Source organism: Pseudomonas sp. JS425 (assembly GCF_018223845.1).
Lineage (GTDB): Bacteria > Pseudomonadota > Gammaproteobacteria > Pseudomonadales > Pseudomonadaceae > Aquipseudomonas > Aquipseudomonas asiatica.
Genome location: NZ_CP073661.1, coordinates 831,619 through 848,048 on the forward strand (window position 1 = coordinate 831,619; position 16,430 = coordinate 848,048).

Annotated in this window: 12 protein-coding genes; 9 read left to right on the forward strand and 3 right to left on the reverse strand. The window is 62.1% G+C overall.

What is annotated here, in order from left to right; translation table 11 throughout:
- The first annotated feature begins 77 nt into the window (after positions 1-77).
- The 7 genes from KDB76_RS03770 to KDB76_RS03800 all read left to right on the forward strand — a co-directional run bounded on the left by KDB76_RS03770 (position 78) and on the right by KDB76_RS03800 (position 7,289).
- Positions 78-1,469, forward strand: coding sequence for an amino acid permease (locus KDB76_RS03770; protein WP_003256305.1), 1,392 nt, complete (start codon positions 78-80; stop codon positions 1,467-1,469).
- 37 nt (positions 1,470-1,506) lie between these two features.
- A complete protein-coding gene (locus KDB76_RS03775; RefSeq protein WP_013970803.1) occupies positions 1,507-2,391 on the forward strand; it encodes a LysR substrate-binding domain-containing protein in 885 nt (294 codons plus the stop codon).
- Positions 2,392-2,414: 23 nt separating this feature from the next.
- Positions 2,415-3,803 carry a threonine synthase gene (locus KDB76_RS03780; RefSeq protein WP_013970804.1) on the forward strand — a complete coding sequence of 463 codons (1,389 nt, stop codon included), beginning with the start codon at positions 2,415-2,417 and terminating at the stop codon, positions 3,801-3,803.
- The gene (locus KDB76_RS03785; RefSeq protein ID WP_013970805.1) at positions 3,800-4,237 is read left to right on the forward strand and encodes an Lrp/AsnC family transcriptional regulator; all 438 of its coding nucleotides are present in this window, start codon (positions 3,800-3,802) and stop codon (positions 4,235-4,237) included. The genes KDB76_RS03780 and KDB76_RS03785 overlap by 4 nt, the downstream gene beginning before the upstream one ends.
- 209 nt (positions 4,238-4,446) lie before the next feature.
- Positions 4,447-5,490, forward strand: coding sequence for a homoserine dehydrogenase (locus KDB76_RS03790; protein ID WP_013970806.1), 1,044 nt, complete (start codon positions 4,447-4,449; stop codon positions 5,488-5,490).
- A 12-nt stretch (positions 5,491-5,502) separates the two neighbouring features.
- Complete coding sequence (locus KDB76_RS03795) at positions 5,503-6,921, forward strand: aldehyde dehydrogenase family protein (protein ID WP_013970807.1); 1,419 nt, start codon at positions 5,503-5,505, stop codon at positions 6,919-6,921.
- 44 nt (positions 6,922-6,965) lie between these two features.
- Positions 6,966-7,289, forward strand: a complete 324-nt coding sequence (locus KDB76_RS03800; protein WP_049866930.1) for a RidA family protein — start codon at positions 6,966-6,968, stop codon at positions 7,287-7,289.
- 23 nt (positions 7,290-7,312) lie between these two features.
- Here KDB76_RS03800 and KDB76_RS03805 read toward each other — a convergent pair whose 3' ends face one another.
- The 3 genes from KDB76_RS03805 to KDB76_RS03815 all read right to left on the reverse strand — a co-directional run bounded on the left by KDB76_RS03805 (position 7,313) and on the right by KDB76_RS03815 (position 13,741).
- Positions 7,313-8,266, reverse strand: a complete 954-nt coding sequence (locus tag KDB76_RS03805) for an arsenic resistance protein (RefSeq protein WP_023663594.1) — start codon at positions 8,264-8,266, stop codon at positions 7,313-7,315.
- 194 nt (positions 8,267-8,460) lie between these two features.
- Complete coding sequence (glyA, locus tag KDB76_RS03810) at positions 8,461-9,714, reverse strand: serine hydroxymethyltransferase (RefSeq protein WP_003256308.1); 1,254 nt, start codon at positions 9,712-9,714, stop codon at positions 8,461-8,463.
- 196 nt (positions 9,715-9,910) lie between these two features.
- Positions 9,911-13,741, reverse strand: a complete 3,831-nt coding sequence (locus tag KDB76_RS03815; RefSeq protein WP_038408666.1) for a bifunctional diguanylate cyclase/phosphodiesterase — start codon at positions 13,739-13,741, stop codon at positions 9,911-9,913.
- Between the two features lie 248 nt (positions 13,742-13,989).
- On the opposite strand from KDB76_RS03815, the gene KDB76_RS03820 reads away from it, so the two are divergent.
- Positions 13,990-14,391, forward strand: a complete 402-nt coding sequence (locus KDB76_RS03820) for a hypothetical protein (protein ID WP_024086234.1) — start codon at positions 13,990-13,992, stop codon at positions 14,389-14,391.
- Positions 14,392-15,433: 1,042 nt separating this feature from the next.
- Positions 15,434-16,417, forward strand: a complete 984-nt coding sequence (locus KDB76_RS03825) for an ATP-binding protein (RefSeq protein ID WP_051096024.1) — start codon at positions 15,434-15,436, stop codon at positions 16,415-16,417.
- Positions 16,418-16,430: the final 13 nt, after the last annotated feature.

Consider the following 16,430-nt stretch of genomic DNA (forward strand, 5'->3'; position numbering starts at 1 on the left):
ACTTTCATGAGTAAACCACAATGTCCCTGCAGACAACGACAACGAGAAATGCTTCGGCGCATAGCTTCAAGCAGGATATGCAAACCCGCCATATCGTCATGCTGGCGCTGGGCGGTGTCATCGGTACCGGCCTGTTCCTGACGTCGGGCTACACCGTCAACCAGGCGGGCCCGCTGGGGGCGGTCATCGCCTATATCCTCGGCGCGATCATGGTCTACCTGGTGATGATGTGCCTGGGCGAACTGGCGGTACACATGCCGGAAGTCGGCTCGTTCAGCAGTTACGCCACGCGCTACCTCGGGCCGGGTACAGGCTACATGGTGGCCTGGATGTACTGGCTGACCTGGACCGTGGCCATCGGCTCGGAATTCACCGCCGCCGGTATCCTGATGGTGCGCTGGTTCCCCGATACGCCGGTGTGGATATGGAGTGCGCTGTTCGGGTTTGCGGTGTTCATCAGCAATATCATTTCGGTGCGGTCGTTTGCCGAAACCGAATTCTGGTTGTCACTGATCAAGGTGCTGGCGGTGATTGCCTTCCTGGTGGTGGGCGGCGGCGCGATCCTGGGCGTTTTCGAAATTACCCAGGCGCACAGTGTCGGGCTGGGCAACTTCACCCGCGAGGGGCTGTTCCCTACGGGCTTCTGGTCGATCGCCATGACCCTGCTGGCGGTGGCCTTCGCGTTCTCGGGTACCGAGTTGATCGGCATCGCCGCCGGCGAAACCCGCGACCCGGAAAAGAACGTACCCAAGGCCATCCGTACCACGGTCCTGCGCCTGGCACTGTTCTTCGTCGGTACCATCTTCGTGCTGGCAACCTTGTTGCCACGTGAACAGGCAGGGTTGGTTGAAAGCCCGTTCGTGATGGTGTTTGCCATGATCGGTATCCCCTATGCCGCAGACATCATGAACTTCGTCATCATCACTGCGTTGCTGTCGGCAGCCAATTCCGGGCTCTATGCTGCGGCGCGCATGCTGTGGACCCTCAGCGACCAAGGCAACATGCCCCGCCGGTACGCGGCGCTGTCGCGTCGTGGCACGCCGTTCAATGCCATCGTCCTGAGCATGGCCGGTGGCATGGCATCGCTGCTGAGCAGTGTGTTTGCCCCCGACACCATCTACCTGGCGCTGGTGTCCATTTCCGGGTTGGCGGTGGTGGTGGTGTGGATCAGCATCGCGGCCAGCCAGATGGCATTCCGTCGCCATTACATCGCCAATGGCGGCAAGCTCGAAGACCTCAAGTTCCGCGTGCGCGGCTACCCGTTCGTGCCGCTGGCGGCCATCTTCTGCTGCGTGCTGGCCTGCGTCGGCATTGCCTTCGACCCGGCCCAGCGCGTGGCCCTGTACTTTGGTCTTCCATTTATCGCCTGGTGTTACCTGGCCTACTGGCTGACCCGCAAGTACCGCGACCGTCGCCCGCTGCAACCGGAAGCCTTGGCAACAGGTTCCGAGGCCGCCAGAGCAGGGTGATACTAGGGCACCGGAACGTTGCCACGAGAAACCGCCGATGACCCAGAAAACCCTGCCCCCCTTGAACTGGCTCAGAGCCTTCGAAGTGTCGGCGCGTTACCTGAACTTCACCCATGCAGCCGAGGAACTGCACCTCACCCAAGGGGCCGTGAGCCAGCAGATCCGCCACCTGGAGAGCCAGTTGGGGGTGGCGCTGTTCAAGCGCCTGCCCCGGGGGCTGGGGTTGACCGAAGAAGGCCAGTCCTACCTGCCGGTGGTGCAGGATGCGATAAGCCGCCTGGCGGTAGGCACCAATGAAATTTTCGGGCAACGCCAGCGTCGGCCCCTGAAAGTGCGCGGCAGCCTGTCGTTCCTGCATTTCTGGCTGGCGCCCCGCCTGGCCGATTTTCGCCGTTCGCACCCACAGGTGGACATCCGCTACATCAGCAACCTGTGGGTCAAGGAACTGGATGCAGAGGATGACCTGGAAATCCGCTGGGGCAGCGGCCAGTGGGCTGGCGTGGAGGCGCAGCGCCTGACCCGCGACCTGCTGGTGCCAGTCTGCTCGCCTGCGCTGATTGCCGGCTCCCCGCTACGCGAGCCGCGCGACCTGGCCCGCGTCCCTTTGCTGCACGTGCTGGGTTACGAGGAGGGGTGGGGTTATTGGCTGGAGCGGGTAGGCGCCGATCAGGTCGATTCTTCCAGCGGCCTGCAGTTCGACACTTTGGTGGCGACCTTGCGCATGGCGGAACTGGGGCTTGGGGTGGCACTGGCGCGCTCGTCGCTGGTCGAGGACTTGCTGCAGGAGGGGCGGCTGGTGGCGCCTTTTGCGCAGCGCATCGAGGCGAGCGAGTCGTTTTACCTGGTACGTGGCCTGGGTGAGGCGTTGTCCACGGATGCCCAAGCGTTCAGCCACTGGTTGGTGGCGATGGCCCACCGTTAATCAAATATTTACCTGGAGCACCGATGCAGTACACATCCACGCGCGGCAACGAGACACGGGTTGATTTCCGCACGGCGCTGCTTTCCGGGCTGGCCGACGATGGCGGGCTGTACGTGCCGACTGCGGTGCCGACGTTCAGTCAGCAGGATATTGCCAGTTGGTCGTGGTTGCCGTTCGACGAACTGGCCTGGCGGGTAATGGCGCCGTTTGTCGGCGACACGCTCGATGAGCCGACCCTGAGAGCGCTGGTAAGCGACAGCTACCGCGGCTTCAAGCACCGTGGCATCGCACCGTTGCAGCAGATTGGCCATAACGAATGGATCCTGCAGCTGTTTCACGGGCCTACCCGTTCCTCCAAGGATTTCGCCGCGCAGTTGCAGGCGCGGCTCATCCGCCATTTCCTGGGCCCCGATTGCGAACGGGTCATGCTGGTCGGTGCCAGCAACGGCGATACGGCGGTGGCCGCTATCGAAGCCTTGCGGCATTGCCCTACGGCACGCTTGCTGGCGCTTTACCCCAGTGCCGGGACACCGGCCGACCGGGCGGCGGTGATGCGCAGTGCCGCTTCCGAAAGCGTGAGCTGCGTGGCCGTGGACGGCAGCTTCGATGACTGCCAGTCACTGGTGTCGACGCTGCTGCGTGCATGGCCGTGCCCCGGGCTGATTCCCGTGAGCTTCAACTCGACCAACTGGGTCGGCGTGCTGGCGCAGATCGTGTTCTATTTCCACGCGGCGCTTCAGCTGGGTGGTGGGATTCGGCCGGTGGGTTTCAGCATCCCCACGGCCAGTTTTGCCGAGATCTACGCGGGGTTCATTGCCCAGAAAATGGGCCTGCCAATCAACCAGATCATTGTTTCCACCAACCGCAACGATGCCTTGCACCGGTTCATCCACTGCAATCGCTACAGCCGTGGTTCCACCAGCCAGACCTTGTCGCCGGTCATGGACTTTTCGCTGTTCTCCAACCTGGAACGTTTCGTCTGGGAGCTGTATGACCGCGATGGTGGGGCGACCCGGGCACTGATGGAGCATTTCGAGGATTGTGGCGAGTTGAGCATCGGCAACCGCCAGTGGCTGCACGCGCGCATGCTGTTCGACTCCTACGCCGTGGATGACGCGCTGATTCGCGAAGAAATCGTCACGCTGTTCCAGGAAACCGGCTGCGCAGTAGACCCACACGCTGCCACCGGGGCATTCGCCGGGCGCCTGCACCGGCGCAACATTGGTGCGCCGATCGTCACGCTGGGGCAGTTTGCCCCGGAAAAGTCTGCCGGGTTGCTGGCGGAGCTTGGGGCCTGGCATGGCGAGGTGCCGGCCTGTGGTGTTGGCAGCGCGGGCAGTGGGCCGCTGCTGGCGCCAGAGGACCTGGCGGGGGTTCATGAGATATTGGCCCGGTTGCAGGCAGGACGATGAAGCGCATCCTCGACCCCCTGGACGAGCGAATTCTCGCCGAACTCACCGCCAATGCACGCATTGCCCATGCCGAACTGGGGCTCAAGGTGAACCTGTCGCGTAATGCGGTACGCCAGCGCATCGAGCGCCTGGAGCGTGACGGGGCCATCCAGGGCTATACCCTGCGTATCGGTGAGGGGCGACGACCGACCTCGCTGATCAACGCGGTCATCTTCGTCTACCGCTACGACCGCATGCGCGGAGAGGCTGTGCTCGATGCGTTGCGCCAGATCCCCGAGGTGATCCAGTGTGAAGTGCTCAGCGGCGAATTCGACCTGCTGCTGCGCGTCGAGGCTTCCAGCCCGGAACGGGTGCACCATGTATGGAAGGAGATTGCCGCCATGCCAGGGGTCGAGAACACCGTGACATCGTTCGTCCTGGCCTCGGTGATCTGAGACGCGCGTTTGCCTTTTGGCAACCATTGCTACAACAACGCCGCCCGGGTTTGCGCCCTGGCGGCGTTTTGCATTCCGGCGGCGCTCAGGCGTGCATCGGCTACTGGTCAGATTGGCCAGTAAATACAGCGGATTGCCATATTCAACTGGCATTGCACGGCTCTTACGCTTGTCCCCATCGACCAACCGTCTGGAAAGGACAGCGAACCATGACCGAATACAAAATTGCACTTGTTGGCTTTGGCGGTGTGAACCGTGCCCTGGCCCAACTGATCGCCGAACGCAATGCGCGCTGGCAGCAAGAGCTGGGCTTTGGCCTGAAGATCGTTGGCGTCACCGACCTGTTCCTGGGGTCGGCAATCGACCGCAACGGCCTGGATGCGGCCACGCTGGCTGCTCTGCCTGCTCAGAAGGGGGCGCTGGCGCAGATCCCGCAAGGTTCGGCTGAAGCGTTCAACGAATCGGTGATCAAGCAGTCTGGCGCCGACATCATCGCCGAGGCCACATTCACCAACCCCAAGGACGGTGAACCGGCGGCAACCTTCTGCCGTTGGGCGCTGGAAGCTGGCAAGCACGTGGTCACTACCAACAAGGGGCCGATCGCATTGCATGCTGCGGCGCTGAAGGCCCTGGCCAAGGCCAATGGTGTGTCGTTCGAGTACGAAGGCGCGGTCATGAGTGGTACGCCGGTGCTGCGCATGGCGCGCCAGACGTTGGCCGGCGCAGGCCTGGTGGGGTTCGAGGGCATCCTCAACGGCACCTCCAACTATGTGCTGACGCGTATGGAAGAGGGGCTCGGTTTTGCCGATGCAGTGGCCCAGGCGCAAGCACTTGGCTATGCCGAGGCGGACCCGAGCGCCGATGTGGAGGGGTATGACGTACGCCTGAAAGTGGTGATCCTTGCCAACGAGCTGCTCGGCGCTTGCTTGCAGGTGAGTGATGTGACCTGCAGCGGGATCAGCAGCCTCGATAGCGCTGCTATCCAGCAAGCGCAGGCGGCGGGCCAGCGCTGGAAACTGATCGGCAGTGCCAGCCGTGAAACCGATGGTTCGGTGCGTGCCAGCGTCGAAGCGCGCCTGTTGCCCGGCAACCACCCTCTGGCGGGTATTTCCGGTGCCACCAATGCGGTTGCGTTCAACACCGAATTGCTGGGCGCTGTAACCGTGTCCGGCCCGGGTGCGGGGCGTGTCGAAACGGCATTCGCCCTGTTGTCGGATATCGTCGCCATCCACACTGCTGGCCGCTCGGCCTGAGGAGCAACCTTCATGAGCCTGACTTCCGTGTCCCGGGTAGCCGTCCAGCAACCCGCCTTGATCGATGTCTACAGCCCGTTCGACGGTAACCTGGTCGGCAGCGTCGCCAACCTTGCTGCCGATGCCGTGCCAGGTCTGCTCGTGCGTGCTCGGCAGGGCGTGCACGAAAGTGCTGCGCTGCCTCGGCACCGTCGCGCGAGCATCCTGGAGCAGGCGGCCCGGCTGATAGAGCGCGATGCAGCCGATTTTGCCGGCCTGATTGTCGACGAAGCGGGCAAGACCCTGCGTCAGGCCGAGAAGGAGGTGAAACGCTGCATCAACACGCTCAAGCTGTCTGCCGAGGAAGCGCGGCGCAATGCCGGCGAGGTGGTGCCGTTCGATGCCTACGAAGGCTCCGAATCGCGTCAGGGCTGGTTCACACGCGAGCCGCTGGGGCTGATCCTGGCCATCACGCCGTACAACGACCCGCTCAACCTGGTGGCGCACAAGTTGGGGCCAGCGATTGCCGGGGGCAATGCGGTCATTCTCAAACCCTCGGAGCTGGCCCCGCTTTCTGCCTTGAAGCTGGTGCAGTACCTGGTCGACGCGGGGCTGCCAGAGGCCGTCGTCACCGTGGCCACTGGCGGTGCCGAACTGGGCAAGGCCCTGGTGGCTGTGCGTGAAGTGCGGATGATTTCCTTCACAGGCGGCTTCGCCACGGGCGAACAGATTGCCCGGGGGGCGGGCCTGAAAAAACTGGCCATGGACCTGGGTGGCAACGCCCCGGTGCTGGTACTGAAGGACTGCGACCTCGAGGCCACTGTCGAGTCTTGTGTGTCAGGCGCATTCTGGGCGGCCGGGCAGAACTGCATCGGCACCCAGCGCATCCTGGTGGACGCTTCGATCTATGAGGCGTTCCGCCAGCGCTTCGTTGCCTTGACCCAGGCGATGGTGGTGGGTGATCCTGGCCTGCGCGAAACCGACATGGGGCCGATGATCACCGAAGGCTCGGCCCGGCAGATTGAAGAGCGCGTGAACCAGGCCCTTCAAGGCGGCGCTCGCCTGCTCTGTGGCCACAAGCGCCAGGGGGCGACCTATTCGCCGACGGTGCTGGAGGGTGTTGACCACGCCAGCCGGCTGTGGCGTGAAGAGGTATTCGCACCGGTGGTGATGCTGGCGCCTTTCGAGGATATCGAGCAGGCGATTGCATTGGCCAACGCCCCGGAGTACAGCTTGCACGCCGGTGTGTTTACCCGCGATCTGTCCTTGGCATTGAGCCTGGCGCGGCGTATCGAGGCGGGTGGCGTGATGATCAACGACTCGTCCGACTACCGCTTCGATGCCATGCCATTCGGTGGCTCCAAATATGGGAGCCTTGGGCGCGAGGGGGTGCGGTTCGCCTACGAGGACATGACCCAGCCCAAAGTCGTCTGCCTCAACCAGATGGGCTAATAGGAGGAATCTTGATGATCGAACGGTATGGACAAGGCGAACGGATGTCGCTGGCGGTGAGCTACAGGGGCCTGTTCGAAACGGCTGGCGTGGTCGCGGACGACCTGCAGCAGGATGTGCAGGGGCAGTTGCGCCAGGCGTTGAGTACGATCGATGGGCTGATGGCTGAGGCCAACGTCGGCAAGGAACATTTGACCCGGGTTCAGTTATGGATTGCCGACTACAGCCACTTCGACCTGGTCAATGAGGTGTACGACGCCTGGTTGCAGGGTTGTCCGAAACCAGTACGGGCTTGCGTAGGCGCAGACTTGGGAGAGGGTTACCTGGTCGAGGTACAGGTGTTTGCCGTGTGCCCTGAGCGCTCCTGACCCAAAGCGTCTGACGCCCCGGGTCAGCGCACAAACCGGGGTATCGCCTTTACGTAGACCAGTTCGCCTAGCAGTTCCACCAATGTCTGCGTAATCACAGCTGCCGCCGCCAAACCGCGCATGTCTTCCGGCAACGCCAGCGCCAGCGGCAGCACTACCAGCGAATTGCGCGTGGCGGCGCTGAAGGTTACCGAGCGTGCCTCGGTCACCGGCAAGCGCAGCAAGCGCGCCGCAACGAACCCGAGCACTGGCGCCAGCAGCATGAAGCCGATGTACACCGGAATCACCGGCAGCAAGCGGTCGAAATCACGCAGCACCACGGCAATCTGCGAGGCGATCACTACCACCAGCACCAAGGCCATGGCCGGTACCGGCATCCACGCCCAGGCATCGTTCCAGGCCGAGACCGTGCGCGAGCGACGGGCGCCGGCGCTGGTGAGTACGGCGAGGACCATCGGCAGCACGATCAGTAGCACGAAGGCTTCCACGAACGGGGTGATGGAAATGGCCACGCTGCTGTTGTCACCCAGCATCAGGGCCAGGTAGAGCGGCAGCATTGCCAGTTGTACCAACAGCAGCACAGGGGTGGCGGCCAGGGTCAGGCGGGAGTCGCCTTTGCCGATGTGGGTGAAAACCACCACGTAATCGATGCACGGTGTCAGCAACACCAGCAGCGCGCCGATGAGGATCGCCGGGCGCTCGACCAGCCCGCGGGTGATGGCCCATCCCAGTAGCGGCACGAGGACGAAGTTGGCCAGCAGCAGGGCGGAAGTGAAACGGCGGTTGCCCAGACCCTGGCGCAAGTCGAGGAAGGGGATCTGCAGGAACATCGCGTACATCAGCACGGCGATGGCGGGGGTGACCAGCGCCTCCAGGAGCTGTGCAGTGTCGCTGGTCAGCAGGCCGAACGTGACGGCGGCGAGCACGGCGACGAAATAGATCGGGACCTGGTGGGTTTCAAGTTGCTCTCTGGTCAAGGTAGGGCCTGTGCTTGAAGGGAGGAACGCAATCATAGCCTGTGGGAGCGGGCGTGCCCGCGAATACCGGCGCAGGCCGGTGCCATCCACCGAGTCGTCTTCTTCGCGGGCACGCCCGCTTCCACAGGATTCGCCACCTGAAAACGAAAAAGCCCGGCACTAGGCCGGGCTTTTTCCTGTCAGGCAATCGCCAATCAGTTGCCGTAAACCGGCAGCTTCTTGCAGATGGCCTTGACCTTCTCACGCACGGCGTCGATCACCGCTTCGTTGTTCAGGTCAGCCAGGATGTCGCAGATCCAGCCAGCCAGCTCGCGGCACTCGGCTTCCTTGAAACCACGGGTGGTAACGGCTGGGGTGCCGAAACGCAGGCCCGAGGTGACGAACGGGGAACGTGGGTCGTTCGGTACCGAGTTCTTGTTGACGGTGATGAAGGCTTTGCCCAGGGCGGCGTCAGCATCCTTGCCGGAGATTTCCTGCTTGATCAGCGACAGCAGGAACAGGTGGTTCTGGGTGCCACCGGAAACCACGTCGAAACCACGCTCGATGAACACGCTGGCCATGGCCTGGGCGTTCTTCACGACCTGCTGCTGGTAAGCCTTGAACTCAGGCTGCAGGGCTTCCTTGAAGCAGATGGCCTTGGCAGCAATGACGTGCTCCAGCGGGCCACCCTGGGCGCCAGGGAAGACGGCGGAGTTCAGCTTCTTCTCGATCTCTTCGTTCTTGCGAGCGAGGATCAGGCCGCCGCGCGGGCCGCGCAGGGTCTTGTGGGTGGTGGTGGTGACCACGTCGGCGAACGGAACTGGGTTCGGGTACACGCCAGCGGCAACCAGGCCGGCAACGTGGGCCATGTCGACGAACAGGTAGGCACCGACCTTGTCGGCGATGGCGCGGAAGCGGGCGAAGTCCAGAACCTGCGAGTAGGCCGAGAAGCCGGCAACGATCATCTTCGGCTTGTGCTCGACAGCCAGGCGCTCGACTTCGTCATAGTCGATCAGGCCGTTGCTGTCGATGCCGTACTGGATGGCGTTGTACAGCTTGCCCGAGGAGCTTACCGAAGCACCGTGGGTCAGGTGGCCACCGTGGGCCAGGCTCATGCCCAGGATGGTGTCACCGGCCGACAGCAGGGCCAGGTAGACGGCGGCGTTGGCCTGGGAGCCGGCGTGCGGCTGGACGTTGGCGTAGTCGGCGCCGAACAGTTCCTTGGCACGGTCGATGGCCAGCTGCTCGACGACGTCGACGTACTCGCAACCACCGTAGTAGCGCTTGCCTGGGTAGCCTTCGGCGTACTTGTTGGTCAGGACCGAGCCCTGGGCCTCCATGACTGCCGGGCTGGTGTAGTTTTCCGAAGCGATCAGCTCGATATGCTCTTCCTGGCGCAGAGCTTCTTGCTGCATGGCTTCGAAGAGCTCGGCGTCGTACTTGGCAATGGTCAAATCACGGCTGAACATGGCGGTCCTCAAGGATCGGGGTGAATTGGGGGGGCATTCTAACCGATTGATCCGCGGCTGGCATATGAAGTGGCATCAAGTCGCGGACCAATGGGCTTCACGTTGCATCCCGCGCCGTTTCTGGGCTGGGCGGGAACTGGAGTTGACTCGCAGGTCCGTTTTTTGGGGCGCTGTGCGCCCCATCGCCGGCAACTGCTCAATGGAACATGAAGAGCTTCTCGTTGGCGAACTGCGCCTCGAACTGATGCGCCGGCATCGGCCGCCCGAACAGGTAGCCCTGCACCTCGTCGCAACCATGCTCGCGCAGGAACTCCAGCTGCTCGTGGGTCTCCACCCCTTCGGCGATCACCGCCAGGTTGAGGCTGTGGGCCATGGCGATGATCGCTCGGGCAATCTGCGCATCCTGCTCGCCTTCAGGCAGGCCGTCGACGAAGGTGCGGTCGATCTTCAACACATCGATCGGGAACTGCTTGAGGTAGTTCAGCGACGAGTAACCGGTGCCGAAGTCGTCCACCGCGATGCTCAGGCCGAGGTTTTTCAGGCTGGCGAGAATCTGCATGGCTTCGTTCACTTCGCGCATCAGGATGCTTTCGGTCAGCTCCAGCTCCAGGCACGCCGGTGGCAGGCCGGTTTCTTCCAGAATGGTGGCGATGCGCGTGCCCAGCTGGCCGTCGGAGAACTGCCGCGCCGAGATGTTCACCGACACCTTGGGCACGCGCACCTTGGCCTTGTGCCAGGCCTTGAGCTGGCGGCTGGCCTCGCGCAGCACCCAGTCGCCCACGTCCACCACCAGGCCCAGTTCTTCGATCACCGGGATGAATTCGCCCGGCGGGACCAGGCCGCGGGTCGGGTGGCGCCAGCGCAGCAGGGCTTCTGCGCCGGTCAGGCGCTTGCCGTCGCCACTGAACTGCGGCTGGTAGTAGAGGATGAACTCGTTCTGCTCCATGGCATGGCGCAGGTCGCTCTCCAGCTCCAGGCGTTCCAGAGCGCTGGCGTTCATCTCCGCCTGGTAGAACTGGAAGTTGTTCTTGCCGCGCTCCTTGGCGTGGTACATGGCGGTGTCGGCGTTTTTCATCAGCTGGCTCAGCTCGCTGCCGTCCTGCGGGCTGAGGGCGATGCCGATACTTGCGGTAACGAAGAACTCGCGGTTTTCCAGCACGAACGGCCGCACCAGGCTGCCGAGGATGTTCTCGGCCACGTGGATGGCGCGGTTGAGTGCCATTTCACGGGTAGCGCGCGGTTGCAGCAGCAGGGTGAACTCGTCGCCGCCCATGCGCGCCACGGTGTCGTCGTTGTCCACACAGGCCAGCAGGCGCTGGGCCATGTCCTTGAGCATGCGGTCGCCGGCAGCGTGGCCGAGGGAGTCGTTGATCGGCTTGAAGCGGTCCAGGTCGAGGAACATCAGCACCACCCAGGCCTTTTGCCGCTCGGCCTGCTGCAGGGCGTTGTACAGACGGTCCTGGAACAACGTGCGGTTGGGCAGGTGGGTGAGGGCGTCGTAGTAGGCCAGGCGGTGGATGCGCTGTTCGCTGGCCTTGCGCTCGCTGATGTCGGTGAAGAAACACACGTAGCTGGCCAGGTCGCCTTCGTCGTCCAGCACTGCGGTAATGCCGACCCAGGCCGGGTAGTGGTCGCCGTCGCGGCGCTTGAGCCACATTTCGCCCTCCCAGCTGCCGCGCTGGTAAAGCTGCTTCACCACGTAGCGCAGGTGGCCTTCCTGCTGCTCGTCGACGGTAAGCATGCCCGGCAACTGGTCGAGCACCTCGCTGACGGCGTAGCCACTGACGCGGCTGAACGCTTCGTTGGCCTGGACGATATAGCCCGCCGGGTCGGTGATGAGGATGGCCGAGGTGGAGTGCTCGAATACCGTCGCGGCCATGCGCAGGTCTTTCTCGGCACGGCGTTGCTGGCTGATGTCGCGGCCAACCCCGAGCACGCCTTCGAAGCGCTCTTCATCGTCCCACACCAGCACCAGGCGCAGTTCGATGGGGATCTTGCGGCCATCGGCGCGCAGGCAGTCGAAAAGGAACAGCTGGGTGGGCAGCTGGCTGCGTAGCTGGGCAAGCTGGGCCGGGTCGCCCATGGCCTTGCTGACGCGCTCCATCAGGCTATAGATGCCGGTGAGCTGGGACGGGTTGGCGATGATCGACTGCCAGCCGTTGGCGAAGATCCAGTCGGCCTGGTAGCCCAGCACGCTTTGCACCGAGGGGCTTACGTAGTTGAGCTGGAGCAGCCTGTCGGTAGAGAAGATCACGTCGCTGATGCTTTCGGCGAGCATGCGGTAGCGCTGTTCGCTGTCGCGCAGCGACTGGCTGGCCTCGATCTGCACCGTCACGTCCTTACCCACGCCGATGATGCGTGTCACCAGGCCGTCGGCGTCACGGGTCAGCACTTGTTCGCGGATGTCGTAGCAGCGCCAGCCGCCATCACGGTGGCGGAAACGCAGCTGGCAGTGCAGCGGCTGGTCATGGCCGCTGTCGCGCTGTTGCTGGCGCAGCGCCTGGTAGTGCGTGGCATCCTCGGGGTGCAGCAGCAGCTCCCAGAAGCGCTCGCCCATATGCGCCAGCTCGGTACGGTCGTAGCCCAGGGTCTGGCCGAGGTGGCGGTTACTGAAGATCATGCGCTGGCTGAGCACGTCCTGCACATACAACTGGTCGGGCACCGTGCGCACCACGTCCGACCAGAAGCTCTCACGCTCCAGCAGCGACAGCTCCACCTGCTTGCGGCTGGTGATGTCGCTGATGCTGAGGATGACCGCCTGGCAGTCGCGGCGCTGCTGCGGCAGGCGGGCCATCAGCCACAGGTGCAACTCGCCACCCAGCGGCGCCGGCAGGCGCACCTCCAGCTCCAGCAGCGGGCGCTGCTCGATCAGCGCGTCGATCAGTTGCATGCCGATGCTGTCGCGGCCATCGCCAGTGCCATCGATCAGGCGCTGCCAGGCACCTTCGTGGCTGTCGATGTTCAACAGTTGGCGGGCCACCTGGTTGATCTCGGTGATCTTCAGCTCCAGCAGCAGCGAGCGGCGCAGGTTGGGGTCCAGGGCCAGGCTGTGTTTGAGCGCGGCACGGTTGCGCAGGTGGTAACGGTCGAGTTGGCCGGGCAGGCTGGACAGGTCGAGCACACACAAGGCCACGCCGGTGCCTTCGAAAATTTCCTGATAGCGCCGGCGGTCGTCCTGCAGCGCCCGTTGGCGGCGGCGCATGTTGACCAGGGCCAGCATCGGCAGCAGGGCGCAGAACAGCACCAGCAGGCATTTGCCGAGCAGCGCCGGCAGCAGCTTCTGTTGGGCCAGCTTGGCGTCGAACAGGCCGCGCAACTGCCAGGTACTGTTGTCGATGAAAGCCAGCATCACGCTTTGCAGCGGTTCGTTGCTGGTAACGGCCGGCGCATGGCTTTGCAGTACCTCGCCGTTGCGGCTGTTTTCCAACAGCCACAGCGGGTGGCCGGCACCATCCAGGTGGAGGGTGAGGGTGCGGTAGTAGTCCGGCGACAGGCGCAGCAGCCAGTAGCCGCGGCCTTGTTCGGTGGCCTGGCGTAGCAATAGGTAGACGGTGCGGTTGTCGCCCGAATTGGTGAAGAAGTACGGGCTGCCCTGGTTCAGCCTAAGCAGCTCGTCAAGCAAATGGCGGTCGGGGCTGCCGGCCAGGCTGTCGGCCTGCACCTGGCCGGTAGCGTCCAGCCAGGCCATGCTCTGCAGGGCCGGGAGGCGCTCGCGAAGGGTGCCCAGCAGGCTGGGCAAGGCCGAGGGCGTCGGCGCCTTGACGTAGGGCTGCACCACATTCACGGCCTGTTGCGCCTTGAGGGCCATGTTCAGGCTCAGGTGGTCGGCCAGTTCGGCGGTGGCGTCCAGGCTCTGTTTGCGCAGGTCAGCCTGGGTATGGTTGAACTGGGCGAACAGCTGCCACAGCAGCAGGCCCAGCAGGATCAGGGCCAGCAGCGCCAGCGCACCCTTGATCGACCCGCGCAGCGAGGCGACGGGCGCCTGTGGCGCGGAACGCAATGACGACGGATGAGTAAGATTGGTCAAGCGTTGATCCTGCGATTGGGCTGGCGATGGCAGGGATGGATCATGCACGGTGTGTGCCGGTGTCTGGTTGCCAGACCGCGGTGGCGCACTATAAGGCCGGACACCCGAAACGGGCTAGCATGCCTAGGATTATGGCAAAGTGCCAGCCGATGTGACCGGTGGTGCCTGCCCGGTGGTTCGGCAAGCCCCTGCAACCTGTGCGAGAATAGCGCCCGCTTCAAATGACAACGCATCGGAGATGTTCGGTTTTGGTTACTCACTTTTCCTCCAATGGCCTCGATTCCGCCTGCGGGCGCAGCAGTCAGACCCTTGTCAGCACTGCCGTGACCGAGGACGTATCCTGCAAGTCTTGCCAGCGTTCGCTGAGCAAACCCGAGGCGGCAGCTGTCGCCAAGAGCAAGAGCCCATCACTGGCCGAACTGCGCAAGACCGCCAAGGCGGCAGTTGAGCCGGCTGTTACCGTGGCCGAGGTCAAGCCGGCGGCCAAGGTTGTCAGCGTGCCTGCGGCCGCCAAACCGGCCAAAGCTGCCGAGCAGCAGCCGGCTCGTAGCGGTGGCTTCAGCGTGAAGTCCGCCTGGGCCGCGCGCCTGGCCGAGCAGGGCGACCGTTGCCGCTTGCCTCGGGGCAAGGCCAAGCAGCGTCACGTCTGAGTCATCTGCAGCTATACCGGCCCTTTCGCGGCTAAAGCCGCTCCCACAGGGATTATCATTGCCTTCGAGAACTGTGCAGTACCTGTGGGAGCGGCTTTAGCCGCGAAGAGGCCAGCACAGGCAATAGATTCCCCCCGATCCCACCCCCACCATCCGCCCCTCCTATGCAACGCCGCGCGTTGGCGTAGAATGGTCGACTTTGTTCAATGACACCCCGTAAATACATCCCCCTGGCCAGCGCGCCGGGGCGATCGTCGATGTCTTTACCTATCTGATTAGAGGGCTTGGTTTTGGCTCAATATGCATATCTGCGCTATTAGTTTTTGGTCGCGTTTTCTGATTGAGAGATTTTTCCCCTACAGTTCTGGGCTCCAGCCTATCGGCAATGGCAAAAAATCTAAAAAACGTTGCCTTGTCTAAATTTTAGTAACCTTTTGGCGCTTTTGGGGCCAGATCTAACCTCGAAACTTAACTTTTTTCATCTGGCAGAAAGCGCGGTTCGCCGGTCATCGCATGTGTGGCGCAACTCTAATCTCTAAAACTGCAGGTCTTAAGCACCCTACATGCTGAACAGACAGCTGAAAGTTTGATAGCTGTATAAGTTTGCAGAATTTGTAGGTGTTCTGGTGCACGCATGGATCATGCTTGGTGTTCGACTTTTTAGTTTTAGCAAAAGTTATCTAGTTGCAGATGCTTGCAGGTTCTCCCGGCCAGCATGCTGCTTCGCGGGTACCTGGCTATCCTTGGAGTGGCATTTTTACAGAGGGCGGCTCATCGTCCTCGCAAGCAAAGCCGCTCGTCGACTGTCATTGAAAATCCGAGCTGAGGCTTTGGAAATACTGGACAAATAGCCACCCTAGGCGATACTCTTGCAGTAAGCTTAGTGTAAGAGTTTTTAGAGTTTGCACTATAGCAATTATTGGAAAGGAGTCCGTTCATGTTAGCTCTCATTGATTCAGCCTGTTAGTTGTACTGCTTAGGGCAAGAATTGGTTTCATGAGTTGACGACTCTGAGAAACAACCTAATTGCAGGACCTATCAAATGGCTAACGGAAAAATACTACGGCAGCTCTTCAAGGCCGGAACGCTCGGAGATCAGGCGGCCTTCCGTCGTGCTTCGGAAGCTATTATCGAAGAAGAGCGGCAAAAACAGCACCACCTTCTGGCTAACGATTTGGAACAGATTCTTTACGGCGGCGACATGCATGTTCAGTCCGCACGTAAACCGCAATTTACCGCTGACATTCCTGTAGATAAGGAGCGTGGACTTCCGCTTCTCGATATTAGGCCGCCCAAGCGATCGCTTGAAGAGATCATCCTCCCTGAGAGCAGTTCCGTCATGATCGAGGAGATGCTTGAGGAGCATCGCCGTTCTGAGGTCCTTCGCAGTTACGGCATGAAGCCATCAGGCAAGGTCATTTTCTTCGGTCCACCAGGTTGCGGTAAGACTCTTGCGGCTGAAGTGATCGCCTTCGAGTTGGACCGGCCACTGGCTATCGTCCGGCTCGACGCACTGGTGTCGTCGTTCCTCGGAGAAACTGCCGCCAACCTGCGAAAGGTGTTTGAGTTCATTTCCAAGCATCAGTTGGTTGTTTTGTTTGACGAGTTTGATGCGATTGGCAAAGAGCGTGGTGATAGTTCTGATCACGGTGAGCTCCGCCGTGTGGTCAATGCTGTATTGCAGATGATGGATGCTTACGATGGTCAGAGCCTCATTTTGGCAGCGACCAACCACGAAAGTATTCTTGATTCAGCAATTTGGCGCCGGTTTGATGACGCCATTGAATTTCCACTTCCTGATAGGAAACAGCTTACCTCGTTGTTGCAGCTAAAGTTGCGGGGTATTCGCCGACAATTTGAGCTAGATGACGGCGAGTTGCTGGCAGAGCTTGAAGGGAAAAGTGGTGCCGATGTCGAACGAGTTGTTCGGCGTGCCATTAAGCGTATGATATTGCGAAACCAAGAGTTCCTCACCATCAAAGAGCTTCGTAGTGCACTGGTGCGAGAGGGGCTTCGAAAACACTGATCCGCTGCAATCA